This is a genomic window from Sphingomonas sp. So64.6b (assembly GCF_014171475.1).
In the GTDB taxonomy this organism is placed as follows: Bacteria; Pseudomonadota; Alphaproteobacteria; order Sphingomonadales; family Sphingomonadaceae; genus Sphingomonas; species Sphingomonas alpina_A.
The window spans coordinates 1,873,052-1,895,801 of record NZ_CP048817.1 but is presented as its reverse complement, the minus strand read 5'-3'; the positions used below and the strand labels follow the sequence as shown (position 1 = coordinate 1,895,801).

At 64.8% G+C, this 22,750-nt stretch carries 23 protein-coding genes and 1 tRNA gene; 22 read left to right on the top strand and 2 right to left on the bottom strand.

The features are described 5' to 3' along the window. Positions 1-25 precede the first annotated feature (25 nt). Positions 26-2,740: a TonB-dependent receptor gene (locus G4G27_RS09090; protein ID WP_183113026.1), complete on the top strand. Its 2,715-nt coding sequence runs from the start codon at positions 26-28 to the stop codon at positions 2,738-2,740. 136 nt (positions 2,741-2,876) lie between these two features. Here G4G27_RS09090 and G4G27_RS09085 read toward each other — a convergent pair whose 3' ends face one another. Both G4G27_RS09085 and G4G27_RS09080 read right to left on the bottom strand, forming a co-directional pair. Continuing rightward, a complete protein-coding gene (locus G4G27_RS09085) occupies positions 2,877-4,016 on the bottom strand; it encodes an ABC transporter substrate-binding protein (RefSeq protein ID WP_183113025.1) in 1,140 nt (379 codons plus the stop codon). After that, a complete protein-coding gene (locus G4G27_RS09080; RefSeq protein WP_183113024.1) occupies positions 3,983-4,651 on the bottom strand; it encodes a 2OG-Fe(II) oxygenase in 669 nt (222 codons plus the stop codon). The genes G4G27_RS09085 and G4G27_RS09080 overlap by 34 nt, the downstream gene beginning before the upstream one ends. 148 nt (positions 4,652-4,799) lie before the next feature. On the opposite strand from G4G27_RS09080, the gene G4G27_RS09075 reads away from it, so the two are divergent. The 21 genes from G4G27_RS09075 to G4G27_RS08980 all read left to right on the top strand — a co-directional run bounded on the left by G4G27_RS09075 (position 4,800) and on the right by G4G27_RS08980 (position 22,460). Next, entirely contained in the window at positions 4,800-5,636 is an 837-nt protein-coding gene (locus G4G27_RS09075) for a type II secretion system protein N (RefSeq protein WP_183113023.1), read from the top strand. Next, positions 5,633-7,843, top strand: a complete 2,211-nt coding sequence (gene gspD, locus G4G27_RS09070) for a type II secretion system secretin GspD (protein WP_183113022.1) — start codon at positions 5,633-5,635, stop codon at positions 7,841-7,843. Before G4G27_RS09075 ends, gspD begins: the two co-directional genes overlap by 4 nt. Positions 7,844-7,926: 83 nt before the next feature. Beyond that, a complete protein-coding gene (locus tag G4G27_RS09065) occupies positions 7,927-9,435 on the top strand; it encodes an ATPase, T2SS/T4P/T4SS family (RefSeq protein ID WP_183113708.1) in 1,509 nt (502 codons plus the stop codon). After that, positions 9,428-10,654: a type II secretion system inner membrane protein GspF gene (gspF, locus tag G4G27_RS09060; RefSeq protein ID WP_183113021.1), complete on the top strand. Its 1,227-nt coding sequence runs from the start codon at positions 9,428-9,430 to the stop codon at positions 10,652-10,654. Before G4G27_RS09065 ends, gspF begins: the two co-directional genes overlap by 8 nt. An 8-nt stretch (positions 10,655-10,662) precedes the next feature. After that, complete coding sequence (gene gspG / locus G4G27_RS09055; RefSeq protein ID WP_183113020.1) at positions 10,663-11,148, top strand: type II secretion system major pseudopilin GspG; 486 nt, start codon at positions 10,663-10,665, stop codon at positions 11,146-11,148. A gap of 327 nt (positions 11,149-11,475) precedes the next feature. Beyond that, complete coding sequence (locus G4G27_RS09050; RefSeq protein ID WP_345940679.1) at positions 11,476-11,925, top strand: GspH/FimT family pseudopilin; 450 nt, start codon at positions 11,476-11,478, stop codon at positions 11,923-11,925. Further along, complete coding sequence (gene gspI / locus G4G27_RS09045) at positions 11,918-12,310, top strand: type II secretion system minor pseudopilin GspI (RefSeq protein WP_183113018.1); 393 nt, start codon at positions 11,918-11,920, stop codon at positions 12,308-12,310. Before G4G27_RS09050 ends, gspI begins: the two co-directional genes overlap by 8 nt. Beyond that, complete coding sequence (gspJ, locus tag G4G27_RS09040) at positions 12,307-12,990, top strand: type II secretion system minor pseudopilin GspJ (RefSeq protein ID WP_183113017.1); 684 nt, start codon at positions 12,307-12,309, stop codon at positions 12,988-12,990. The genes gspI and gspJ overlap by 4 nt, the downstream gene beginning before the upstream one ends. Then, positions 12,987-13,979, top strand: a complete 993-nt coding sequence (gene gspK, locus G4G27_RS09035) for a type II secretion system minor pseudopilin GspK (RefSeq protein WP_183113016.1) — start codon at positions 12,987-12,989, stop codon at positions 13,977-13,979. Before gspJ ends, gspK begins: the two co-directional genes overlap by 4 nt. Then, the gene (gene gspL / locus G4G27_RS09030; RefSeq protein ID WP_183113015.1) at positions 13,976-15,070 is read left to right on the top strand and encodes a type II secretion system protein GspL; all 1,095 of its coding nucleotides are present in this window, start codon (positions 13,976-13,978) and stop codon (positions 15,068-15,070) included. The genes gspK and gspL overlap by 4 nt, the downstream gene beginning before the upstream one ends. After that, positions 15,067-15,546, top strand: coding sequence for a type II secretion system protein GspM (gene gspM / locus G4G27_RS09025; protein ID WP_183113014.1), 480 nt, complete (start codon positions 15,067-15,069; stop codon positions 15,544-15,546). The genes gspL and gspM overlap by 4 nt, the downstream gene beginning before the upstream one ends. Beyond that, positions 15,543-16,262, top strand: coding sequence for a type II secretion system protein N (gspN, locus tag G4G27_RS09020; protein ID WP_183113013.1), 720 nt, complete (start codon positions 15,543-15,545; stop codon positions 16,260-16,262). The genes gspM and gspN overlap by 4 nt, the downstream gene beginning before the upstream one ends. A 52-nt stretch (positions 16,263-16,314) precedes the next feature. Further along, a tRNA-His gene (locus tag G4G27_RS09015) sits at positions 16,315-16,391 on the top strand. A gap of 20 nt (positions 16,392-16,411) precedes the next feature. Beyond that, complete coding sequence (locus G4G27_RS09010; protein WP_183113012.1) at positions 16,412-17,464, top strand: Glu/Leu/Phe/Val dehydrogenase; 1,053 nt, start codon at positions 16,412-16,414, stop codon at positions 17,462-17,464. A 66-nt stretch (positions 17,465-17,530) separates the two neighbouring features. Further along, positions 17,531-18,256: a heme ABC transporter permease CcmC gene (gene ccmC, locus G4G27_RS09005; protein WP_183113011.1), complete on the top strand. Its 726-nt coding sequence runs from the start codon at positions 17,531-17,533 to the stop codon at positions 18,254-18,256. Continuing rightward, on the top strand, positions 18,253-18,375 hold the full coding sequence (locus G4G27_RS24305) for a hypothetical protein (RefSeq protein ID WP_267134685.1): 123 nt from the start codon (positions 18,253-18,255) through the stop codon (positions 18,373-18,375). Before ccmC ends, G4G27_RS24305 begins: the two co-directional genes overlap by 4 nt. Further along, positions 18,372-18,806, top strand: a complete 435-nt coding sequence (gene ccmE, locus G4G27_RS09000) for a cytochrome c maturation protein CcmE (RefSeq protein ID WP_183113010.1) — start codon at positions 18,372-18,374, stop codon at positions 18,804-18,806. The genes G4G27_RS24305 and ccmE overlap by 4 nt, the downstream gene beginning before the upstream one ends. A gap of 9 nt (positions 18,807-18,815) precedes the next feature. Further along, entirely contained in the window at positions 18,816-20,738 is a 1,923-nt protein-coding gene (locus G4G27_RS08995; RefSeq protein WP_183113009.1) for a heme lyase CcmF/NrfE family subunit, read from the top strand. Then, positions 20,735-21,262 carry a redoxin family protein gene (locus G4G27_RS08990; protein ID WP_183113008.1) on the top strand — a complete coding sequence of 176 codons (528 nt, stop codon included), beginning with the start codon at positions 20,735-20,737 and terminating at the stop codon, positions 21,260-21,262. Before G4G27_RS08995 ends, G4G27_RS08990 begins: the two co-directional genes overlap by 4 nt. A 155-nt stretch (positions 21,263-21,417) precedes the next feature. Continuing rightward, positions 21,418-21,822, top strand: a complete 405-nt coding sequence (locus G4G27_RS08985) for a cytochrome c-type biogenesis protein (protein WP_244624614.1) — start codon at positions 21,418-21,420, stop codon at positions 21,820-21,822. After that, the gene (locus tag G4G27_RS08980; RefSeq protein ID WP_183113006.1) at positions 21,822-22,460 is read left to right on the top strand and encodes a tetratricopeptide repeat protein; all 639 of its coding nucleotides are present in this window, start codon (positions 21,822-21,824) and stop codon (positions 22,458-22,460) included. The genes G4G27_RS08985 and G4G27_RS08980 overlap by 1 nt, the downstream gene beginning before the upstream one ends. Positions 22,461-22,750 lie beyond the last annotated feature (290 nt).

The following is a 22,750-nucleotide window of genomic DNA, read 5'->3' as shown; positions in this document are numbered from 1 at the left end:
AGAAAATTACCCCGGGGGATAATTCATGTCGAAGCCGCTCAGTCTGGCGAGCTTGCTCCTCGTTTCCACCGCGCTCGTGTCGCCTGCCGCCTTTGCGCAGACCGCCGACCCGACCGGACCGACGCAAAGCGCGACGCCCGCCGCGGACCCCGCCACCGCAACTCAGCCGGCACCACAAGAGGAGCCGATCGAGGTCTCGATCCCCGGCGGCGGCGACCCCGGCCCCGATATCGTCGTGACCAGCACGCGCGCGCGCAACATTATCCGCACCACGCCGCAGGTCGTCTCGGTCCTGTCGAGCGCCGATATCGCGCGCACGGGCGAGGGTGATATCGCTGGCGCGTTGCAACGCGTTACGGGCCTGAGCGTGGTCGGTAACGGCTATGTCTATGTCCGCGGCCTTGGTGACCGTTATTCGCTCGCCTTGCTCAACGGCTCGCCATTGCCCAGCCCGGAACCGCTTAAGCGCGTCGTACCGCTCGATATCTTCCCGACCAGCGTGATCGCATCGTCGTTCGTGCAGAAAAGCTATTCGGCGAACTTCCCCGGCGAATTCGGCGGCGGCGTGATCAACCTGACGACCAAGGCGATCCCGCGCGAGGCATTCCTGTCGGTCGGCGGCTCGGTTAGCGGCGATACCGTCACCACCGGCCAACTCGGCTATACCTATGCCGGCAGCAAGACCGACTGGACCGGTTTCGATAACGGTACGCGCACCTTGTCGCCGCTGTTTCAGGATGCGTTGTCGAGCGGCAATCTGATCACCGTCGGTGCCGATTACACCACGGAAGAGCTTGGCCTGCTCGCCTCCAGCCTGTCCAACGCGCGCACCACCGTGCTCCAGCGCAACGACAATATGCCGGTCAATTTCTCCGGCGAGGTTACCGGCGGCGGGTCGATCGACCTTGGCGGCGCGGAGCTTGGCCTGATCGCGACGGCCAGTCTGAGCAACACCTGGCGCACACGGCAGTCGTTGCAGCAGACCGCCGGCGCGCCCGACCTGTCGATCGCCGATAACAATTTCAACCGCGTGATCACCGACAATCGCGTCGTGGCGAGCGGGCTGATCGGTGCGGGTCTCGAATTCGGCGACAACAAGATCCGCTGGACCAACCTTTACATCCGCGACACGTTGAAACAGGCGCGGCTGGCGGTCGGCAACCGTTTCATCTCGGCCGATCGCGACCTGATGGTCCAGGACACGGCGTGGTACGAACGCCAGCTGATCGACACCCAGCTGACCGGAGAATTCAAATTCGACAAGTTGAGCCTCGATCTGCGCGGTGGCTATGCCAACACCAAGCGCGAGGCGCCCTATGAGCGCAGCTTCACCTATGTCCGCACCAATCAGGCCTCGGACCCGACCGGCAACAAGTTCGTCAACGACCTTGGCGGCAATAATCTCGAGGGTGTCGCCACGGTATCGTTCAGTGACCTGAACGAGGATCTCTATTCGGCCGGCGCCGATCTCAGTTATCAGCTCGCGACGGGCATCACCGGCACGGTTGGTTACGCCTTCACCGATACCGATCGCACCTCGACCCGGCGCGACTTCACCTATCGCGGCAGCAACCTGCCGATCAGCGTGCGGCAGCTGCGTCCCGATTACCTGCTCTCGGACTATACGATCCAGACCTATGATATCGTGCTGCTCGAAACGTCCGGCTCGGCCGGTACGGCGGCGTTCGAGGCCAAGCTGCGCACTCATGCCGGCTACGGCCAGCTCAAGGCGGAGATCATCCCCGGCGTGAAGGTCGATCTGGGTGTGCGCTACGAAACCGCCAAGCAGACGGTCGTGCCGATCGATTTGTTCGGCAATGGCGCCAGCTCGATCGTCTCGACCAATCTAAACAATGATTATTGGCTGCCCGCGGCGACGCTGACCTGGGAAGTGGCCGACGATATGCAGGTTCGCGTCAGCGGATCGAAGACGATCGCGCGCCCACAGTTCCGCGAACTCGTGTCGCAAATCTATCTCGACACTGATTCGAACCGCCAGTTCCGCGGCAACCCGTCACTGGTCGATTCGAAGCTGACCAACGCCGAAGCACGCTATGAATGGTTTTTCGCGCGTGATCAGCGCGTGACGCTCGGCGCCTTCTACAAGAAGATCGACCGTCCGATCGAAACCTTCTCGTCCTTCAACTCGGACGGGTCGGTCAACACCAGTTTCGCCAACGCGCCCGAGGCGACCTTGTACGGTGCCGAGTTCGAGGCGCAGAAATATTTCAACCTCGCCGACATGTTCAAGGGCAGCAAATTCTTCTCCAGCCGCCGCTTGTTGCTGGTCGCCAACTACACCTACACCAAATCCAAGATCAAAGTCGGTGCGGACGATCTGGCGATCATCAACGGTGTGCCACAAGGCGCGGCGAACCTGTTTCTCGACGGCCAGCCGCTGACCGGGCAGTCGGACCATCTCGCCAATCTGCAGATCGGTATCGAGGATACCGACAAGTTGTCGCAATTCACATTCCTGGTGAATTACGCCAGCAAGCGCGTCACCAGTCGTGGCCCATCGGCCCAGCCCGACATCTACGAAAAGCCCGGTATCGAGCTCGACTTCGTCGCACGTCAGGGCGTCAAGCTGTTCGGTCTCGACACTGAGGTGAAGTTCACCGCGCGCAACATCCTGGCGACCAAATATCAGGAATATCAGCAGCTCGGCGACAACAAGATCTTCTACAACCGCTATGATGTCGGGGCGAAATTCTCGCTCGGGATCGGCTTCAACTTCTAGCGTGACATCACCGCTGAGCGAATAACGCCGTCATCGCCGCTTAGGCGGAGATGACGGCCTCGATCTTCGGATCAGCGACATCGCTGCGGCCGCACGAGTATTGATTTCGCCCATGACGGGGGAATGCGAAACTCTCTCAGCCAGCGTGAAGAATCCTGAAGCGGCCGGGCTCCGCTGGATCCCGGTCTACCACCTGGACAGGTGGCCAGGTCCATTGCCAAATGCCGCTGCCCGGCGTGCGGGAAAACCGGATCGGTCCGCGAGTGCCTTCGATCGCGACGCCCGCCCAACCCTCGGCAATGCGCGTCCGGTTCACGCCTTGAGAACGCAACATATCGGCGAGGACGATCATCGAATCATAACCCTCCAACGCGACGAAGGAGGGCGCTTCGCCCAGCCGCTCGCGCAAAGCCGTCTCGACTTTTACACCATATGGGCTGAGGCGCTCCGGCAAGTAGCGCAGGAAAGGAATCGCGGTGCCGTCCTCACCCAGCAACGCCGCCCATTCGGCGAATTCCGGCTGCCCGGCCGGCGCGCCGATCAGCACTCCGGCGAGGCGCTCGTCGCGGCGGACGGACTTGACGATCGGCACCGCCGGCTCCGGATGGCCGACCAGCAGAAGCAGGGCTGTCGCGCGACTGTCGGCAAGGTGATCGCACACCGCCGCCGGGGCGAGCGAACGCATATCGATTTCGGCAATGGTGCATCCGCGCGGTGCGAGATACTCCTTTAAAATGCGCGAGCCTGCTGCCCAATAGACGCTCGGTTCGGCAGCTATAGCGATCCGACGGTGGCCCGCGCCGAGGAGGAAATCAGCGAAGATCCGCCAGCCATGAGACTGTGCCGGGGCGAGCCGAGCGACCCATTTTGTCGGCTGTTCGGTGAGTGCGTCGATCACGGCTGAAGAGCAAAGGAATGGCAGGCCGAGTGCGTTGGCCCGGGCGGCGGCGGTGCGGGCGACGACGCTGTGATATTCCCCCGCTATTGCGGCCACGCCCAGGCTATCCAGTTCATCGACGGCCGCGACCGCTTTTTGTGGGTCAGCCGCGGTGTCTCGCACCACCAGTTCGAGTGGTCGTTCAGCGATCCCGCCGGCGTCGTTGACGTCGCGAACCGCCTGTTCGAGTCCGGCGAGCAAGTGTCGACCTGCCTCGACCCAGCCCGGCCTGGTTAGCGGAAGTAGAGCGCCGATCAGTACGGCCGAGCCGTCTGTGCGTTTTGTCCGGAATGATGATGGCGTAGTCACGCCGAGCCCCAGGGCCGCTCCCTGAACCATTTCGTCACGACATATTTCACGCCCGAGCGCACCTTCATGCCCTGATGGATCGTCGCCGGATTGGGCGTGCCGTCGGGCCGCAGATTGTTCCAGGCGAGCAATTTGCCGATTTCGGGCTGGACGATCTTGTCGATCGTCTTGAAACGCGTCGCGCCGCCCGCCTCGGTCTGGTTGAGATAGATCATCACGGTCCAGGTGCGCTGTCCCGCCACGCTGCAATATTTGGAATAGTCGAGGCCGGCTGGTTCGAAATAGTCCGTATGTGCCTTGAACTCCTGACCGACCGCATAGCGCTGTCCCTGCATCGGTTCGCCATGCGCCGGGTCCAGCCCGGTGAAGCGCATGATCAGCGCATCGACCGTCGCGACCGCCGGATCGTCGCGATCGAGGTCGCAGGTTTCGCTGGTGCGGAAGCCCGAATCGCCGTTCGAATCGGAAATGGTCGAGGGGCGACGTTGCGCTTCGATCCGCTCGATCAACGCCGCACACAGGTCGGGCGACAGAAAGGCCTTGCGCAGGAACAGTGTCAGTTTGGGGCTCGGCACACGCTGTACGCCGGGCTGCGCGGCGAGATGCGCGACCATTGCATCTGAAGGGTGGCCGGATCCGTATATCGGGGTGAAAGGGTCAGGCATCTGCATGGCTCGACGCTTTGCCAAAAGGTGCAGGAATTCGCCAGCCCGGGCATCCGGTTAGCCAGGTTTTCGCAAAAGGTTCACACTTGTGCCGTGTGACTGTAACAATGGCCGCTTAGCACCTGCGCGACCCCGGGGGATTCTCTCAATGCGCCTCGAACTCGACGCCCGCGCGCGCCGTATCCTTCGGCGGCTCCCGCGCACCAATATCTATTCGGCACTCGAGCTCCTGTTGCTCGCGGTGCTGGCGGTGCAATGCGCGCGATTGCTCTGGGTGATCGTCACGCCCGTTGGCCCGCTTGGCAATTGGCGGCCGGCCGAACCTGGCGTATCCGGCTCACCCGCCGCTATCCTGCACGGGTTCGATCCGTTCTTCCGCCTCAGCGCCGGGGGCGACGGCAAGCCAGCGACCGTCACCTCGTTGCAGATCACTCTGTTCGGCACGCGCATCGATGAAGCCGCCGGTGGCGGCTCCGCGATCATCGCCGGGCCGGACGGCATCCAGCAAAGCGTTGCGGTCGGCGCGGAAATCATCCCCGGCGTCAAATTGAAGTCGGTCGCGTTCGACCATGTCACGATCGACCGTGGCGGCGCGGTGGAGGACCTGTTCCTCGATCAATCGAACGCGGTGCAGACCGTCGCGCCGGCAAGCACGCCGGGTGGCGCACCGCCACCACCACCGGGCGGCACCGCGCCACGCGGCACGACCCTGGCACAGGTCCAGTCGGACATCGGGTTCATCCCGCGCGTCGATTCCGGGCGGGTCACCGGCCTGGTTGTCCGCTCACAGGGCTCGGGCGCTGCATTCCGCGCCGCTAATTTGCGCGATGGCGATATCGTCACCGCGATCGGTGGCCGTGCCGTGACCGGGCAGGGGGACATCGAACGCGTCGCCGGACAATTGGCGGGCGGCGGCAATTTGTCGCTGACCGTCGAACGCGGCAACACCATTATTCCACTCGTCATCACGATAGCGGGCCAATGAAAAAACAGATCCTTGCACCCGTTCTCGCCTGCGTCCTCGCCGGGCCGATCCTTGCGCAGACGACGCTGAACGTCCGCGACGCCGATATCCGCGCCTTTATCGCCGATGCGGCCAAGGTGACCGGACGGACTTTCATCATCGACAGCCGGGTGCAGGGCAAGGTGACGGTGGTGACCGACCGGCCGCTCAGCCGCTCGGAATATTTCGAGGTCTTCCTGTCGACCTTGCGCGCCAACGGCCTGGTCGCGGTGCCGACCTCGAACGGCGCCTTCCGCGTCCAGCCGACCGACAATGCCGCGTCGCAGCCAAGCCGGGTCGGCGCGCGCGGCGCCTCACGCAACAGCTTCGTAACCGAGGTGATCCGGTTGCGCTCGATCGATTCCGCCTCCGCGGTTGAGACAGTGCGGCCGCTGGTCAGCCCGCAAGGCTCGGTCACCGCCAATCGTGGCGGCAATTCGATCGTGGTGGTCGATTTCGCCGACAATGTCCGCCGCGTGCGTGAAGTGCTGCGCCAGGTCGATACCGACAACGCCGCAACCCGCGTCGTCGCGCTCAAGAATGCCGGCGCGCGAGAGATCGCCAGCGCGCTCCAGTCGTTGATCGGCGGGGGCGGGCAGGGCGGCCAGGGATCCGCGCCTGGCCCCAGCGCGACCGTGGTTGCGATCACCAGTTCCAATTCGATTGCCCTGCGCGGCGACGCAGCGACCGTATCGCGGCTCGCGGCGGTCGCCGAGGATCTCGACCGTCGTGCCAAGAACGGCACCGAGATCCGCGTCGTGTTCCTCGAAAATGCCGATGCCGAACAGCTTTTGCCGGTGCTGCAGCAGCTTGTCGGGCAAACGCCGACCCAGCCTTCGTCCAGCGGCACCAACACCTTGTCGCGCTCCAATTTCGGCGGCACGGCAGCGAACAGCCAGAATAGTCAGAGCAGCAGTACCGCGCAGCCCCCACAACAGGCCGTACCGACGGCGAGCGGTGGTACCGGGCAAGCCGCGATCGTTGCCGAGGGCGGCCGCACCGCATCGGTCATCACGCGCTTCGCCGGTGCCAATGCGATCGTCATCGCCGCGCCGGCCGAAGTGCAGCGCCAGCTCAACGAAGTCGTGCGGCAACTCGATACAAGGCGTGAACAGGTGCTGGTCGAGGCGATCGTCGCCGAAGTGTCCGACGCGACCGCGAGCAAACTCGGCGTGCAGTTCCTGCTCGCCGGCCTGCCCGGTAGCGGTGTTCCGACCTTCGCCACCAGCTACAGCAATTCCGCGCCGAGCCTGCTGACCATCGCCGGCGCGGTCGGCGCGCGTCAGCTCAACACCACGACGACCACGATCAACGGTACCACCGTCACGACATCGACCAACAGCACGGTCAGCGATTCGCTCGCGCAATCGGCGCTCAGCTCGATCCTTGGCGCCAGCGGCGGTTTTGGCGGCGGTGCCTTCAACCTCGGCAAGGACGCGATTTTCGGCACGATCATCAATGCGGTCAAATCCGACACCACGTCCAACCTGCTCCAGGCGCCGTCGCTGACCACGCTGGACAATCAGGCGGCACGCATTCTGGTCGGCCAGGAGATCCCGATCACTACCGGTCAGGCGCTATCGACCAATTTCGACAATGCCTTTCGCACCGTGCAGCGCGAGAATGTCGGCATCCAGCTCGAGGTCCGCCCGCAGGTCAATTCGAGCGGCGCGATCAAGCTGTTCTTGCATCAGCAGGTCAGTTCGATCGCTGGTCCGGTGTCGAGCGACAATAGCGACCTGATCCTCAACAAGCGCGAGGTCGAAACCACCCTGACCGTCGATGACGGCCAGATCGCGATCATTGGCGGCCTGCTCAGCGACGATGAGCGCCGCACGATCGAGAAGGTGCCGTTGCTCGGCGATTTGCCGGCGATCGGCGCGCTGTTCCGGTCCAAGGCCAAGCAGCGCACCAAGACCAATCTGATGATCTTCATCCGCCCGACCATTTTGCGCACGCCCGAGGACACACGTCGCGTGACCGAACAGCGCTACGGCTATCTCCGCCTGCAACAGGCGGGGCAATCGCCCAATCAGGAGCCAAGCATCGATCAGCTGGTGCGCGACTATATGGGCGCGGCGCCGCCGATCCCATCGGCGCCGGTGCCGGGCAATATCGAGGATCCGCGGATCGGCGTACCGGTGATGCGCAATTCGACCAAGGTGCTGAAGCCACAGGGAGATCGATGATGCACATCGCTCGAGGCGATGAACTCGATCAGGCGGACGAAACACCGGCGGCATTGCCGGAACCTTTCGTTCCACCCTCGGCGATGATCGGCATTCCCTATGCCTTTGCCCGCCGCTTCGGCGTGGTGCTTGAACCGTCCGATGGCGATCATCTGGCGATCGCGATGCGTGAAGGATCCGATCCGCGCGTGTTACTCGAACTGCGCCGCCATCTCGCCCGGCCATTCGATGTCGGGTTCGTTTCCCCTGAGGATTTCGACCGCCGGCTGTCCGATGCTTATGCAATGGACGGCCAGGCGGCGGCCGTCGCTGCGGGCACGCTCGGGCTGGGCGACGAACTCGACATGCTGGCCGGCGATTTACCGACCGCCGACGATCTGCTCGACACCGCAGACGATGCACCCGCGATTCGCCTGATTAACGGCATCATCGCCGACGCCGCGCGCAACGGCGTGTCGGACATCCATATCGAGCCATATGAGACCGGCCTGGTCGTGCGCATGCGCATTGACGGCGTGCTGCGCGAGACATTGCGCATGCCGCCGCATGTCGCCCCGGTCATCGTCAGCCGCGTCAAGGTCATGGCGCGGCTCGACATCGCCGAACGGCGCGTGCCGCAGGACGGACGGATCGGCCTGACGCTGGGCGGCAAGCTGCTCGACGTGCGCGTCTCGACCCTGCCGAGCCGTGCCGGCGAGCGTGTCGTGCTGCGTATCCTGGACAAGGAAAATGCCGGGATCACGCTCGACGTGCTCGGCATGACCGCGGCGATCAACACCATGCTGAAAGGCGCGATCTCGGAGCCCAACGGCATCATCCTGGTCACCGGCCCGACCGGTTCGGGCAAGACGACGACGCTTTATGCCGCACTTCGCCTGCTCAACGACGGCAGCCGCAACATCCTGACGGTCGAGGACCCGGTCGAATATGCCATGGACGGTATCGGCCAGACTCAGGTCAATCCCAAGGTCGGGCTGACCTTCGCCGCCGGTCTGCGCGCGATCCTGCGCCAGGATCCCGATGTCGTGATGGTCGGCGAAATCCGCGACAGGGAAACCGCGGAAATCGCGGTCCAGGCATCGCTGACCGGGCATCTCGTGCTTTCGACTGTCCATACCAACGACGCGGTCGGCGCGATCACGCGGATGCGCGACATGAAGATCGAGCCGTTCCTGCTTGCCTCGACCTTGCGCGCCGTCATCGCGCAGCGGCTGGTACGGCGGCTGTGCCAGAATTGCCGCAGGCCGGTGCAGGCGCAAGGGTCGGTCTCGGCGCTGCTGGGCTTCGATCCCGGTGCGATTGTCTATGAACCGGTCGGCTGCGAGGAGTGCAATAATACCGGCTTCAAAGGCCGGATCGGCGTGTTCGAAGCGATCCGCATCGACGAGACAATCCGCCGCCTGATCAATGATGGCGGCGACGAAGCGATCATTGCGCGCCATGCCTTTGTCAATTCGCCCAATCTCGGTTCGGCCGCGCGGCAGCTTGTGCGCGACGGTCTGACCACGCCGGAGGAAGCGGTCCGCGTCTCGCGGCGTGACATGGCTGACGTCGAAGCGCCGCTTGTCGTCGACGCGGATACCGATGCCTGATTTCGACTATCTGGTAATCGATACTGCCGGACGCGAGAAGCGCGGGCACATTGCCGCGGCGTCGATCGACGAGGCGCGCGATGCGCTCGATCGCAAGCGAATGTATGTCGTGAAGATCGAGGCGGGCTCGGGAGCACCGTCGCGCGGCAAGCCTTTATTGTCCGATCTGCGCCTCGGACGTCGCAAGATGAATGTGAAGCAACTCACGCTTTTTACGCGACAATTGGCGACGCTCAACCAGGTTTCACCGCTTGAGGAATCGCTTCGCACCATCACCCGCCAGACCGAGCAGGCCTCGGTCCGCGAGATCGTCTCCAGCGTTCATGCCGGCGTGATGGAGGGCAGGCGGCTCGCCGAGGCGATGGGGCGCGAGCCAAAGAGTTTCCCGCCGCTCTACCGCGCAATGGTCGCGGCGGGTGAGCGATCGGGATCGCTGCCGATCATTCTCGACCGCTTGTCGGTCCTTCTTGAACGCCAGGCGGAGATCAACGGCAAGCTCGTCACTACGCTTGCCTATCCAACCGTGCTTGCGGTGGTCGCGATGGGCGTGGTTACCGCGCTGATGGCATTCGTCGTGCCGCAGGTGGTCGAGCAGTTCGACACCGTCGGCCAGCAATTGCCGCTGCTGACGCGAATCGTGATCGGGCTGTCGGGATTTCTGGTCGGCTATTGGTGGGTGATGCTGCTAGTCGTCGCGCTTGCGGGCTTGATCGCCTGGCAAGCGCTCAAGCAGCCGTCGATCCGTCTCGCGTTCGACGGCTGGCTGCTGCGCATTCCCTTGCTCGGCAGGTTGTTGCGCGATCTCCATGCCGCGCGCATGGCGCGGACACTGGCGACGATGGTCGCCAGCCGCCTGCCGTTGCTCGACGGGCTGACGCTCACTGCCGGCACGATCCACAATCGCCGCCTGCGCCAGGCATCCGACGAGATCGCCGAATCGATTCGCGGCGGCGGCAGCCTGTCGGCGGCAATGCGCCGCTCGGGCGTCTTCCCGCCGCTGCTGACCTATCTGGCCGCATCGGGTGAATCCGCCGGCAAGCTGGACGAGATGCTCGAACGCGCCGCCGACTATCTTGAACGCGAATTCGATCGCTTCACCGCCACTGCTTTGTCGCTGCTGGAGCCCGCGATCATCGTCGTGATGGGCGGCATCGTCGCGACGATCGTGCTATCGATCCTGCTGCCGATCCTGCAGCTCAACACACTGGCCGGACAATGAGGAACACCATGCGTACCGCCCCAAAGAAACCGATCCGCAAACGCCGTCACGACGAGGGCTCCACCGCTGCAAGGCGTCCCGCCGAGCACGGCTTTACGCTTGTGGAGTTGATGGTCGTGATCGTCATCCTCGGCCTGCTCGCCACGATCGTTGCGATCAACGTCATTCCGCAGGGCGAGCGCGCCAAATCGGAAAAGGCGAAGGCTGACATCGCGACGATCGAGAGCGGCCTCGAACTCTACAAGCTCAACATGTCGATCTATCCAACCACATCGGAAGGCCTTGCCGCATTGGTCAGTGCGCCGGCCGGGCTTCAGGATCCGTCGCGCTACCAGAAGGGCGGCTTCATCAAGAAATTGCCCAACGACCCCTGGGGTCGGCCTTATCTTTATGCCTCGCCCGGCACGCATGGCGCCGCCGACATCTGGACTCTTGGCGCTGACGGCAAGGATGGCGGCGAAGGCGCCGACGCCGATATCGGTAGCTGGCAGTGACGTGAAGGGGTGGGGGCAGGTCGATCGGATTCACACGGCCCTTCGGCGCTGTCATGTCTGATCACCGGGCCGGTGCTACAGTATTGCGGGCGGAAGCTCGACCGACCGACGACTTGAATCAAGCAGGGAAAGGAGTGAGCCGACCATGACCGCAGCCCCACTTTTTTCCCGATATTCCCGTAGCGCGCGCACGAAATTCCCGTTCGGGTTCATCGAAATTCCCGCAAGAATTCCCGTAAATTCCCGTAGCGCGTCCGAAAAAGCATGTTCCCGTCGCAATTCGCGTCACTGCGGGAATTCGGCATGACGATCGAATGTCGAGATCGATTGAATCGACGCGCCGCCGAACGCGGCTTCACGCTGATCGAACTGATGATCGTGATCACGATCATCGGGCTGGCCTCCGCCGTCGCCGTGCTCGCCATGCCGGATCCGCGTGGCCGGCTGGTCGACGATGCCGAGCGTTTCGCGGCGCGGGCGCGTGCGGCGCATGATTCGGCGATCGTCGAGGCGCGCCCGGTGAGCGTCTGGATCGCCGGCGCGGGTTACGGCTTCGACACGCGCAGCCATGGTACCTGGCTGCCGATCAGTGAAAAACCACTGCGCGTGTCGCGCTGGGCCGATGGCGTCACGCCGACATTGAGCGCGGACCGCGACCGGGTGGTGTTCGATTCGACTGGCCTCGCCGATCGCCCGCTCGATGTGCGACTCAACCGCGACGGCGAAAGTGCGACGGTGCGGATTGGTGCTGACGGATCGGTCAAGGTCGATGGCTGAGGCTCGCCACTCCACTGAGCGTGGCTTCACGCTGATTGAGATCATGGTCGCCCTGGCTGTGTTCAGCCTCGCTGCCCTGGCGTTGATCCGCCTGGAGGGTGCGACGATTCGCGGTGCGGGCATTCTCGATTCGACGCTGACCGCACAGATGGTCGCGCGCAACGTCGCGATCGAGGCGCTGAGCGATGCGCGAGCGCCGGCGATCGGGCAGGCGCGGGGCGTGGAGCAGAATGGCGGGCGCAGCTGGGGCTGGACTCGTGTGACAAGCCCAACCGGCGACACCCGAATCCTGCGCATCGACGTGGCGGTCGCGGATTCGGCGGGGCAGGTGCAGGGACGGTTGACCGTCGTGCGGCCCGCAACGCTCCCAGGTGCGACCTCATGAGACGTTACGCCGAACACGGCTTCACCCCCGTGAGGCGTTACGCCGAACACGGCTTCACCCCCGTGAGGCGTTACGCCGAACACGGCTTCACGCTGATCGAGATGATGATCTCCTTGCTGATCTTCGGCATGTTGTCGGCGGCTGGTGCTGCCTTGCTGTCGTTCAGCGTTCGTGCTCAGGGCGTTACGGGGGCCAAGCTCGACGATGTCGGTGCGCTCAACCGGCTGTCGTCGGCGCTGTCCGCCGATCTGGCGCAAGCGTCGTTTCGCGCCACCCGCAACGAAGCGGGCGATATGCTGCCCGCCTTCACCGGCGAATCGGGATCTGGACCGAGCCCGATGCTGCGGCTCGTGCGGGGGGGCTGGAGCAACCTCGACCAGGCCCGCCGTGCCGGCGAACAGAAGGTCGAATACCGCCTCGCCAACGGTAATATGGAGCGGATCGTTTATCCGATGCTCGACGGTGCGGAACCACTGGCGCCGTCGGTGCTGCTCGCCGATGTCCGCGAAGTCGCGCTGCGGTATCGCGTCAATGGCGCTTGGAGCGACACCTGGCAGGGGAGCGCTCAAGCGCCGCTGCCGCAGGTTCTCGAAATGCGGTTGGTGCGCGGCAACGGCATCGAGTTTCGCCAGCTGTTCCTGGTCGGCGCCGGCTATGCACCCAAGGTCCTGGAGAAATGACGCGGCCGGCGGATCGCCATGAAGAACGCGGCGCGGCGCTGCTCACCGTGTTGCTGCTCGTCGCGGTGATCGCTGTGCTCTCGGCGACCGCGCTGGAGAAGCTGCGATTGGCGACCCGCCTCTCGGGCAATGCTGCGGCGACCGAACAGGCGCGCGCCTATGCCTATGCGGCCGAGACGCTGGCGCTAACCAAGGTCAGCGACCTGCTCGGACGGGACGCGGCGCGCGTGACATTGGTTGGCGGATGGAGCGGCAAGCCGTTTCCGCTGCCCGTACCCGGCGGCCTGGCGACGGCGCGTGTGCAGGATGGCGGTAATTGCTTCAACCTCAATGGTCTCGTGGTCGAAACCGAACCGGGCATCTATGCCGCTTACACCCCGGCACGCATTCAGTTCGTGCGGCTGATGCGGCTGGTCGGCGTGCCGGTGCAGGTCGCCACGCCCATCAGCGATGCCGCGTCCGACTGGATCGACAGCGACACCAACGCGCTGCCCGCCGGCGCGGAGGATTCGACCTATCTCGGCGCCGTGACACCCTATCGCACCGCCAACACGTTGATGGCCGACCCAAGTGAATTGCGCGCGGTGACGGGCGTCACGCCCGAAATCTACACCAAGATCCGCCCCTGGTTGTGCACGCTGCCGATTGCCGCGCCGTCGATCATCAACGTCAACACATTGCTGCCGGAGCAGGCGCCGCTCTTCGCCATGCTCCTGCCCGATACGCTGACTGTGGAGGCCGCGCGGCAAATGCTGTTGAAGCGCCCGCCACAAGGCTATGAGAGTACGAACGCATTCTGGCAGCTCCCGGCACTTTCCGGAATCACGCAGGCGCCGGATGCGGTTGCTCAAACCGGCGTTACGACGCACTGGTTCGCGCTCGACGTGAATGTGACTTTGGGTGGGGCGGAGTTGGAACAACAATCGACGATCGACGCGACCAGGCTGCCGGCGCGGCTGGTGTCGCGGCACTGGGGCGAGCGATCATGAACGACACGCTGGTCCTGTTCCTGCCCGCCGCCAACACACCGTGGCGCTGGCTGCGAATCGCCGACGATATGGTGAGTTCGCGTGGCGAGGGGTTTCCCGATGGCGTCGATCCGGATGCACCCCCGCCGGTCGCCATCGTGCCGGCCGATGCGGTGACGCTTCACTGGGCGGAGCTGCCCGACCGCTCCGTTGCGCAGTCCGTGACGGCGGCGCGGATGCTCGCGGCCGATGCGAGTGCCTCGCCGATCGGCGACCTGCATGTCGCGGTGGGGCGTGAGGACGATCATGCCGAGCGGCCGATCGGCGTCGTATCGGTATCGCAAATGCATCACTGGCTCGCGGCACTGGCGGCAAACGGCGTCGATCCGGCGATGGTCCTGCCGGCGCCAATGCTGCTGCCGCGCCCGGATGAGGGGTATGTTCGTGCCGACCTGGGCGGCGAAGGCGTGGTGCGTGGTGCGACCAGTGGTTTTGCCGATGAGGCGCGACTGACCGAACTGGTCACCGGCGGCACCGCACCGACGACTCTTGGGCGCGACGAGCTGGAGGCGGCGATCGTCGCCGCAGTGACGTCACCCGCGCTCGACCTGCGTCAGGGCATGTTCGCCCGGCGGCGCAAGTTCGCGATCGACTGGGCACTGGTCCGCCGGCTTGGCTGGCTGTCGGTCGCGATCCTGACCGTGACGCTGTTCATTACCATCATCGCGATCATGAAATACGGCATTGCCGCCGACGCCCTCGAACAGCGCGCCGACACGCTCGCGCGTCAGGGGCTCCCGCGTGGCGAGACGGTCAACAATGCTGACCGTCAGCTCGACGAGCGGCTGTCGCGACTGCGCGGCGGCGGGCTCGGTTTCAGCCGCACCGCCGCTGCGGTCGCCTCGGCGGTACGGTCGGTACCCGGTGCGGAACTGACTGCGCTGGCGTTCGACGCCAATGGCGATGCGCGCGCAACCATCACCGCCGACCGCGAAGCGGCCGCGACGGACGTCAAGACGCGGATCGAGGCGCAGGGCTTCACCGTGCCGCCAACGACCTTCGAATCGGCCAATGGCCGGGTATCGGGACAACTCACGGTGTCGCCACGATGATCGCTGCCTTCAACACCTGGTTCGCCGACCGTTCGCTGCGCGAAAAGCGGTTGCTGATCGTCATGGCCGCGCTCGCTGCACTGACGCTGATCTGGGCGGGTATCATCCTGCCGGTGACAGATGCGCTCTCGTCGGCGCGAGAACGTCATGCCAGTGCGGTCATTCGCGTCGCCGAGACCGAGGCGCGGCTCGATGCGCTGAAGGAATTGCAGCAGAATCGCCCCGCTCCGCTCGCAGCGCCGCTCGACGCGATCATCCGCGAACGGGCCAATGAAGCGGGCTTCCCGCTCGCCAATGTCACCGTGCAGGCGGCGGACCGGGTGCAGATCACCATCGCAACCGCAAAACCGGGCGCGCTGCTCGGCTGGATCACCGACCTTGAGGCGGCAGGCATCCTGGTCGATTCGCTCAACATCACCAATAACGGCGATCAGACGGTCGCGGCGGACATGACATTGAAGGCGCGCGGCATATGAGGCGCATCCGTCTGACCACCGGGCCGACCGCGATGTTTGGCGCGGCATTCGTCATCGCACTGATCGTCTTCATGCCGATGCGCCTCGTACTCGGCTGGTTCGGCCTGGGCGAAACCGGCCTGGCCGCGCGCGCCGTCAACGGCAGCGTCTGGTGGGGATCGATGAGCGATACCCGATTCGGCGATCTCGAACTGGGCGACCTGCGCGCGCGTCTTTCGCCGGTACAGCTCTTCGTCGGCCGTGCTCGCGTCACGCTCGACGGTCGGGAGAGCAGCAAACCGCTCCACGGCGCGATCGGCGTCAGTCGGCATAGTTTCGGGCTCGACGACATGACCGCGAGCTTGGCGGCGGGCACCATCTTTGCGCCGGTCCCTGTGTCGGCGATTGATCTCGACGATGTCAGCGTCCGTTTCCAGGACGGGACCTGCCAGCATGCCGAGGGGCGTGTCCGCGCCAATCTCAGCGGCGATCTGGCGGGAATCGCGCTGACTCAGGGGCTGGCCGGCACCGCGCGATGCGATTCGGGGGCATTGCTGCTACCGCTGGCGAGCCAGTCCGGGACTGAAACAGCCGCATTGCGCTTGTGGGCGACCGGGCGATTCCGCGCCGAACTATCGGTCCAGCCGACCGATCCGGCGGCGGTGCCGAAACTGGTGTTGAGCGGTTTTCAGCCCGGCGCCAATGGATATACGCTCGCAATAGAGGGTAAGTTCTGAACGCTAATCTTGACGCTGGCCCGTCCGGCCCGCTAGGGGCGCTGGCTCTGCGGCGATCGTAGTTCAATTGGTTAGAGCGTCGGCTTGTGATGCCGGATGTTGCGGGTTCAAGTCCCGTCGGTCGCCCCATTCTTTTTCCGAGAGCAGAAATGACCAGCGGCTGGGGCTTTCCCGACTTCGACGAGCATGAGGGCGTCCACCTCTTCACCGATGCGAACTCCGGCCTGCAGGCGGTGATTGCGGTCCATTCGACCGCACTCGGGCCTGCGGCGGGCGGGGTCAGGTTCTGGCACTATGCCGATAGCGACCGGGCGATCACCGACGCGCTGCGCCTGTCGCGCGGCATGAGCTTCAAGAACGCCATGGCCGGCCTGCCGATGGGCGGCGGCAAGGGCGTCGTGCTTGCGGCACAGCCCGGCGACACGATCACCGTCGCACAACTCGAAGCATTCGGCCGTGCGGTCGAATCGCTCGGCGGGCGTTATGTGACGGCCGAGGATGTCGGCATGTCCGAAGCGAGCATGAAGACGATCGCGACGATGACGCGCCACGTCTCGGGCTTGCCGGTGGCTGCCGGCAGCGCGGGCGGTGATCCTGGCCCTTACACCGCGCACGGCGTCTATCTCGGCGTCAAGGCGGCAGCGCAGCGTGGGCTCGGCGCCGATTCGATGAAGGACGTCCATGTCGCGATCCAGGGTGTCGGCAGTGTCGGTGGCGGGCTGGCCAAATTGCTCGCCCGGGATGGCGCTCGCCTGACCTTGGCCGACGTCAATACCGACCGTGCCAAGGCGCTGGCGACCGAACTGGGTGCGGCGGTCGTCGCAACCGATGCGATTCTCGGAATCCAGGCCGATATCGTCAGCCCCAACGCGCTCGGCGCGATCCTGACCGAAGAGTCGATCGCGGCGCTCAAGACCACCGTTATCGCCGGCGGCGCGAACAATCAGCTCGCGACGCGTGAAGACGGTGCACGGCTGGCGTCGCGCGGTATCCTCTATGCGCCGGATTATGTCATCAATGCCGGCGGCATCATCAATGTCGGGCTCGAATATCTCGGCCAGGGCGACGAAGCCGAGGTCAATGCGCGCATCGCCAAAATCCCGGAACGACTGATCGAAGTGTGGGACGAGAGCGACCGCAGCGGTGCGCCGGCGTCGGATGTGGCGGACATGATCGCAAAGCGGCTGATCGGGCGGGGCTGATCGCTCGGCAATCGCCCTTTCGGCCTGTTGAGTAACGCCGCGATCCCCTTTAGACCGCAGCCCATCGTGGCCTCCCTTCATGCCTTTGCCAATCCGGCCCGCTTCCTGAAGCTCGCGCGTCCCTTGACGCCTGTGCTGTTCTGGATCGGGCTGGCGTTGATCGCGGTCGGCAGCTGGGCGGGGCTCACCCAGACGCCGCCGGATTACCTGCAGGGCGAAACAGTCCGCATCCTCTACATCCATGTGCCGAGCGCCTGGCTCGGCATGGCCGGGTGGAGCGGGATCGCGGTGTCGAGCATCACCTTCCTTGTCTGGCGCCATCCGCTTGCCAGTGTCGCGGCGCGCGCGATCGCCATGCCGGGTGCGGTGTTCGCGGGGCTGTGCCTGGTCACCGGATCGATCTGGGGCCGGCCGACCTGGGGCACCTGGTGGCAATGGGATGGGCGGCTGACCTCGATGCTGCTGCTGTTCTTCGTCTATCTTGGCTATATGGCGCTGGCGCGTGCCGATGCCGACCGTGGTGGCGATGGACGCATTCCGGCGCTTTATGGCGTGGCGGGGACAGTGTTGTTGCCGATCATCCGTTATTCGGTGGTGTGGTGGAACACGCTGCATCAGGGGCAGAGTATCGGCCTGACGAGCTCGAAGATCGCCGGCAGCATCCTGTGGCCGCTGCCGATCATGCTGTTCGGCTTTACCCTGTTCTTCGCCGCGATCGTGCTGATGCGGATGCGCGCCATCCTCGCCACCGCCAAGGCCGAAGCGCGGCTGCGCCGGATGGCGACGGTATGAACCCCTGGCCCTTCGTCATTGCCGCCTACACGCTGACCTTCGTCGCAGCGACAGCGCTTGCCGCGTTCAGCTGGCGCGCGATGCGCAGGGCGGAACGTCCCACGGTCGAACAATCATGAAGGCGAAGCATCAGCGGCTGACGCTCGCGCTGCTCGCGGTGGTGGCGATCGCTGGCGCAAGCGGGCTCGCATTGTCGGCGCTGAAGGATCAGGCCGCCTTCTTCTACGCGCCGTCGGACGTGGCCAAGGCCGGCCCGCCGCTCGGCCACGCGGTGCGGCTTGGCGGGATGGTCGAGAAGGGGTCGATCAGGCGCAAGCCCGACGGGGTGTCGATCGACTTCGTCGTCACCGATGGCGCGGCTAGGGTGCCGGTCAGTTTCAGCGGCATCACCCCCGACCTGTTCAAGGAAGCGTCGGGCGTGGTCGCGGAGGGCAATTTCAACGCCGATGGCAGCTTTACCGCGAGCAACCTGCTCGCCAAGCATGATGAACGCTACATGCCACCCCAAGTCTCGGGGAATATGCACGAGACCAAGACCCTTGAGCAGTGATGGCTCGCCATGATCGCTGAAGGGGGGCTCGCGGCTCTGTGGCTGGCCGCCGCGCTCGCGGCACTGCAGCTGATCCTGGCGGCGGTCGGCATCGCCAAGGCGCGTGATGACATCATGGCTGCGGTCCGGCCGGTGGCGATCGTCCAGGGCCTGCTCACGACGCTCGCAATGGGGCTGCTCATCACGGTGTTCGTGCGGTCCGATATGTCGGTCCTGCTGGTCGCTGAGAACAGCCACTCGGCCAAGCCATTGCTCTACAAGTTCGCCGGCGCATGGGGAAACCATGAGGGGTCGATGTTGCTCTGGGTCACCATCCTCGGCCTGGCGGGCGGCGCGATCGCGATTTTCGAAGATCGGCTGCAGAAGCCCACTCTCATTGCTACACTCGGCGCCCAGGCGGCAATTGCCCTTGGTTTTTATGCGTTTCTGCTCTTTTCCTCGAATCCGTTCGCAAGGCTGACTCCTGCCGCGCCCGATGGCGCTGGGCTCAATCCGCTGTTGCAGGACCCTGGCTTGGCGTTTCATCCGCCAACGCTGTACATCGGTTATGTCGGCATATCGGTGGCCTTTTCCTTCGCGGTCGGGGCGCTGGTCACGCGCGATGTCGGGCCGGCCTTTGCTCGGGCGATGCGCCCATGGGTGCTGGCGGCATGGATATTCCTGACGCTTGGCATCACCGCCGGCTCCTATTGGGCCTATTACGAGCTTGGCTGGGGCGGCTGGTGGTTCTGGGATCCGGTCGAGAATGCCTCGCTGATGCCGTGGCTGGCGGCAACGGCGCTGCTCCATTCGGTCAGCGTGCTGGCGACGCGCGACGGCCTGCGCGCCTGGACGATCATGCTCGCGGTGGTCGCATTCTCGATGTCGATGGTCGGTACCTTCCTGGTCCGTTCGGGCATCCTGACCAGCGTCCATGCCTTTGCGGTCGATCCGGAGCGCGGTAGTTTCATCCTGGCGCTGCTCGCCATCTATATCGGCGGTGCGCTTGCCTTGTTCGGTGCGCGGGTCGGCACGGTGCGTCAGGGCAATGCCTTCGAACTGGTCAGCCGCGAAGGCGCGCTGGTGCTCAACAATCTCCTGCTCTCGGTGATCCTCGGCATCGTGCTGATCGGCACGCTTTATCCGATCGTCGCGGCGGCGATGGGCACGCAATTGTCGGTCGGACCGCCTTTCTTCGACAAGACCGCTGGCCCTGTCGCACTGGTTCTGGTCGCCTTTATGGGCGCGGGGCCATTGCTGCGTTGGCGCCGCGACGAGGGCAGTCTCCTGATCTCGCGTATGACCGCGCCGATCGCTGCCGCCTGTTTCGCCTGGGCGGCGCTGTTCATCACCACTGGCGGTATCGCGATCCTGCCGATGCTTGGGATCGGGCTGGCGGCGGGATTGGCCGTGGCCAGCGTCGCGCCGCTGTGGAAGCGCAATTTGCGCCGTACGCCGCTGTTCACCTGGGGCATGGTGATCGCCCATCTTGGCATCGCGGTCAGTCTCGCCGGCATGGCGTCGGATAGCGCGTTCACCAAAGAAACCTTGGTCGCCGCGCGAGTGGGGGAGCCGCATAAGGTTGGGCCCTACACGGTGGTGCTTGACGGGATCAGTCCGGTGATCGGATCGAACTGGTCGGCGCTGCAAGCGCAATTGACGGTCAGGCGTGGCGAGGGGGCAGCTTTCAAGCTCCATCCGCAATCGCGATTTTTCTCCTCGCCGCCGACAGTGACCAGCGAATCCGCCATCGCGACGCGGCTCGACGGTCAACTCTACACCGTGCTCGGCGCGCCAGATGGGGCAGGGCGTTGGCAGCTCAGGCTGTGGTGGAAGCCTTTCGTCACGTTGATCTGGCTCGGCGGTGCGTTGATCGCGCTGGGCGGCGCGCTGTCGCTGTTCGGCCGGGTCAGGCGAGAACGTAAAACCGTGTTGCGGGAGGCTTACGCATGAAGCGTATGGTAATCTGGCTGCCGTTGATCGCGTTCGCGTTGCTGTTCGCGGTGGTCGCGAGCGGCCTGATCCGTCCTGCCGACCGCACCGTGCGATCGGCGCTGATCGGCAAGCCGCTGCCGACCTTCTCGCTCGGCGCGATGGTCCCGAACAAGCCTGGCTTGGGCAGCGCGGTGTTCCAGCAGGGGCAACCGCGGCTGCTCAACGTGTTCGCGAGCTGGTGCGTGCCGTGCATCGCCGAAGCGCCGCAACTGATGAAGCTCAAGCATATGGGTGTGCCGATCGATGCGATCGCGATCCGCGATTCGACACCCGCGATTCAGGCGTTCCTGAAACGCAACGGCGATCCCTATCAGCGCATCGGCGACGATCGTGAGAGTTCGGTGCAACTGGCGCTCGGTTCGTCGGGCGTACCGGAGACGTTCGTGATCGACGGGCGCGGGCGCGTGGTGAAGCAGCATGTCGGCGATATCCGCGCCGACGATATTCCCGAAATCCTCGCTGCTTTGCAGGCGGCGCGGTGACCGGCTCTCGCTTCTCGAACATATATCTCACTGGCTTCCCCGGCGGAGACCGGGGCCCAGTCGCGTTGCCGGATGTAATGACGCGCAGCGCCTTGTTACGCGCGTCTCCCGACTGGGCCCCGGCCTCCGTCGGGGAAGCGCGCAAGAGGTCTGGAGTGGCGGCATTGGCGGCATTGTCGCTCCTGGCCGCCACACCGGCACTCGCCGACAGCGCTCAGCCCGCGGCCTCGCTCGCCAATACCCAGCTCAAGGATCCGGCCAAGGAGGCGCAGGCCCGCGCGTTGATGGCGACATTACGCTGCCTCGTGTGCCAGGGTCAGGCGATCTCCGACAGCGATGCCGACATGGCCGGCGATATGCGCTCGCTGGTGCGGCGGCGGATCGCCGATGGCGAGAGTCCGGAGCAAGTGCGCAAATGGCTGATCGCGCGCTATGGCGATTATGTGACTTATGATCCGCCGCTCAGCATCGTGACCGCGCCCTTATGGTTGATGCCGCTGCTGTTGCTGGCGATCGGCGGCTGGCTGGCGCGCGGCGCATTCAAGCGGCGGCGCGGCTGATGGGCTGGGCCGTCCTCGCCGTGATCGCCGGACTTGCGGCGTTGCTGTTGTGGCGGCTTGGCGTGTCGCGCGGGCTCTGGTCATTTGTCGGATCGGCATTGGTGCTTGGTGCGGCGGGTTATGCGCTGCAGGGTCGGCCATTGCTGCAGGGCGCGCCGGTGGAGGCGAATGCGCAGCCGATCGACGTGGATCCGGCGCTGATCGCGCTGCGCGAGGCGATGGTCGGGCGACTGCGTGCCGATACGGCCTATCTCACCGCTGCCGATGCCTTGACCCGGGTGGGCGATACCGAAAGCGCGGTACGCGCCATTCTGGGCGGTCTGCGCCGTTATCCCGACAGCCTCGCGCTTTGGACCGGCCTCGGCACGACCATGTCGCTCCATGATGGCGGACAAGTCTCACCCACAGCGCTGTTCGCCTTCACCCAGGCGGCGCGGCTTGGCCCGAAGAACCCCGGGCCGCCCTTTTTTACTGGGCTGGCCTATATCCGCGCCGGCAATTTCGCGCAGGCGCGGCCCTATTGGGCGCGAGCTCTGGCGTTGACGCCGGAAAAAATCTCCTACCGGCCGGAACTGGCTTATCGGGTGGCCTTGCTCGACCGGCTGTTGGCGGACGCGGATCAGACCGCACCGCGCTAACCCGGGACGGCAGCGAGTGAGTAGGCGGCGTCCAGCCTGAATCAGACGCTTTTCGAGTGCAAGACTGCCAGTCCGACGATGACGACCGGCGTCAGCCTGGCGCCCTTGACAAAGCTGAGTATCGTACTTAGGGATTCGTATCAAGTATCTGGGATATAACGAATTACTCGACATTTTCGCTGAGGTTCTGGCGAAAATAGAGATGGAACATACCGGTGTCCTATATCTCCCGCGCCCGTCCTTTCAGCCAGCCCCGCAATCCAGTCATCGATGCGATTCAACCGTCCCAT

What these genes read in the sequence shown, in the direction of transcription:
- G4G27_RS09090 (WP_183113026.1), top strand. Translation starts at nt 26, where the DNA reads ATGTCGAAGCCGCTCAGTCTGGCGAGCTTGCTCCTCGTTTCCACCGCG.
- G4G27_RS09085 (WP_183113025.1), bottom strand. Translation starts at nt 4,016, where the DNA reads ATGGTTCAGGGAGCGGCCCTGGGGCTCGGCGTGACTACGCCATCATCA.
- G4G27_RS09080 (WP_183113024.1), bottom strand. Translation starts at nt 4,651, where the DNA reads ATGCCTGACCCTTTCACCCCGATATACGGATCCGGCCACCCTTCAGAT.
- G4G27_RS09075 (WP_183113023.1), top strand. Translation starts at nt 4,800, where the DNA reads ATGCGCCTCGAACTCGACGCCCGCGCGCGCCGTATCCTTCGGCGGCTC.
- gspD (WP_183113022.1), top strand. Translation starts at nt 5,633, where the DNA reads ATGAAAAAACAGATCCTTGCACCCGTTCTCGCCTGCGTCCTCGCCGGG.
- G4G27_RS09065 (WP_183113708.1), top strand. Translation starts at nt 7,927, where the DNA reads ATGATCGGCATTCCCTATGCCTTTGCCCGCCGCTTCGGCGTGGTGCTT.
- gspF (WP_183113021.1), top strand. Translation starts at nt 9,428, where the DNA reads ATGCCTGATTTCGACTATCTGGTAATCGATACTGCCGGACGCGAGAAG.
- gspG (WP_183113020.1), top strand. Translation starts at nt 10,663, where the DNA reads ATGCGTACCGCCCCAAAGAAACCGATCCGCAAACGCCGTCACGACGAG.
- gspI (WP_183113018.1), top strand. Translation starts at nt 11,918, where the DNA reads ATGGCTGAGGCTCGCCACTCCACTGAGCGTGGCTTCACGCTGATTGAG.
- gspJ (WP_183113017.1), top strand. Translation starts at nt 12,307, where the DNA reads ATGAGACGTTACGCCGAACACGGCTTCACCCCCGTGAGGCGTTACGCC.
- gspK (WP_183113016.1), top strand. Translation starts at nt 12,987, where the DNA reads ATGACGCGGCCGGCGGATCGCCATGAAGAACGCGGCGCGGCGCTGCTC.
- gspL (WP_183113015.1), top strand. Translation starts at nt 13,976, where the DNA reads ATGAACGACACGCTGGTCCTGTTCCTGCCCGCCGCCAACACACCGTGG.
- gspM (WP_183113014.1), top strand. Translation starts at nt 15,067, where the DNA reads ATGATCGCTGCCTTCAACACCTGGTTCGCCGACCGTTCGCTGCGCGAA.
- gspN (WP_183113013.1), top strand. Translation starts at nt 15,543, where the DNA reads ATGAGGCGCATCCGTCTGACCACCGGGCCGACCGCGATGTTTGGCGCG.
- G4G27_RS09010 (WP_183113012.1), top strand. Translation starts at nt 16,412, where the DNA reads ATGACCAGCGGCTGGGGCTTTCCCGACTTCGACGAGCATGAGGGCGTC.
- G4G27_RS24305 (WP_267134685.1), top strand. Translation starts at nt 18,253, where the DNA reads ATGAACCCCTGGCCCTTCGTCATTGCCGCCTACACGCTGACCTTCGTC.
- ccmE (WP_183113010.1), top strand. Translation starts at nt 18,372, where the DNA reads ATGAAGGCGAAGCATCAGCGGCTGACGCTCGCGCTGCTCGCGGTGGTG.
- G4G27_RS08995 (WP_183113009.1), top strand. Translation starts at nt 18,816, where the DNA reads ATGATCGCTGAAGGGGGGCTCGCGGCTCTGTGGCTGGCCGCCGCGCTC.
- G4G27_RS08990 (WP_183113008.1), top strand. Translation starts at nt 20,735, where the DNA reads ATGAAGCGTATGGTAATCTGGCTGCCGTTGATCGCGTTCGCGTTGCTG.
- G4G27_RS08980 (WP_183113006.1), top strand. Translation starts at nt 21,822, where the DNA reads ATGGGCTGGGCCGTCCTCGCCGTGATCGCCGGACTTGCGGCGTTGCTG.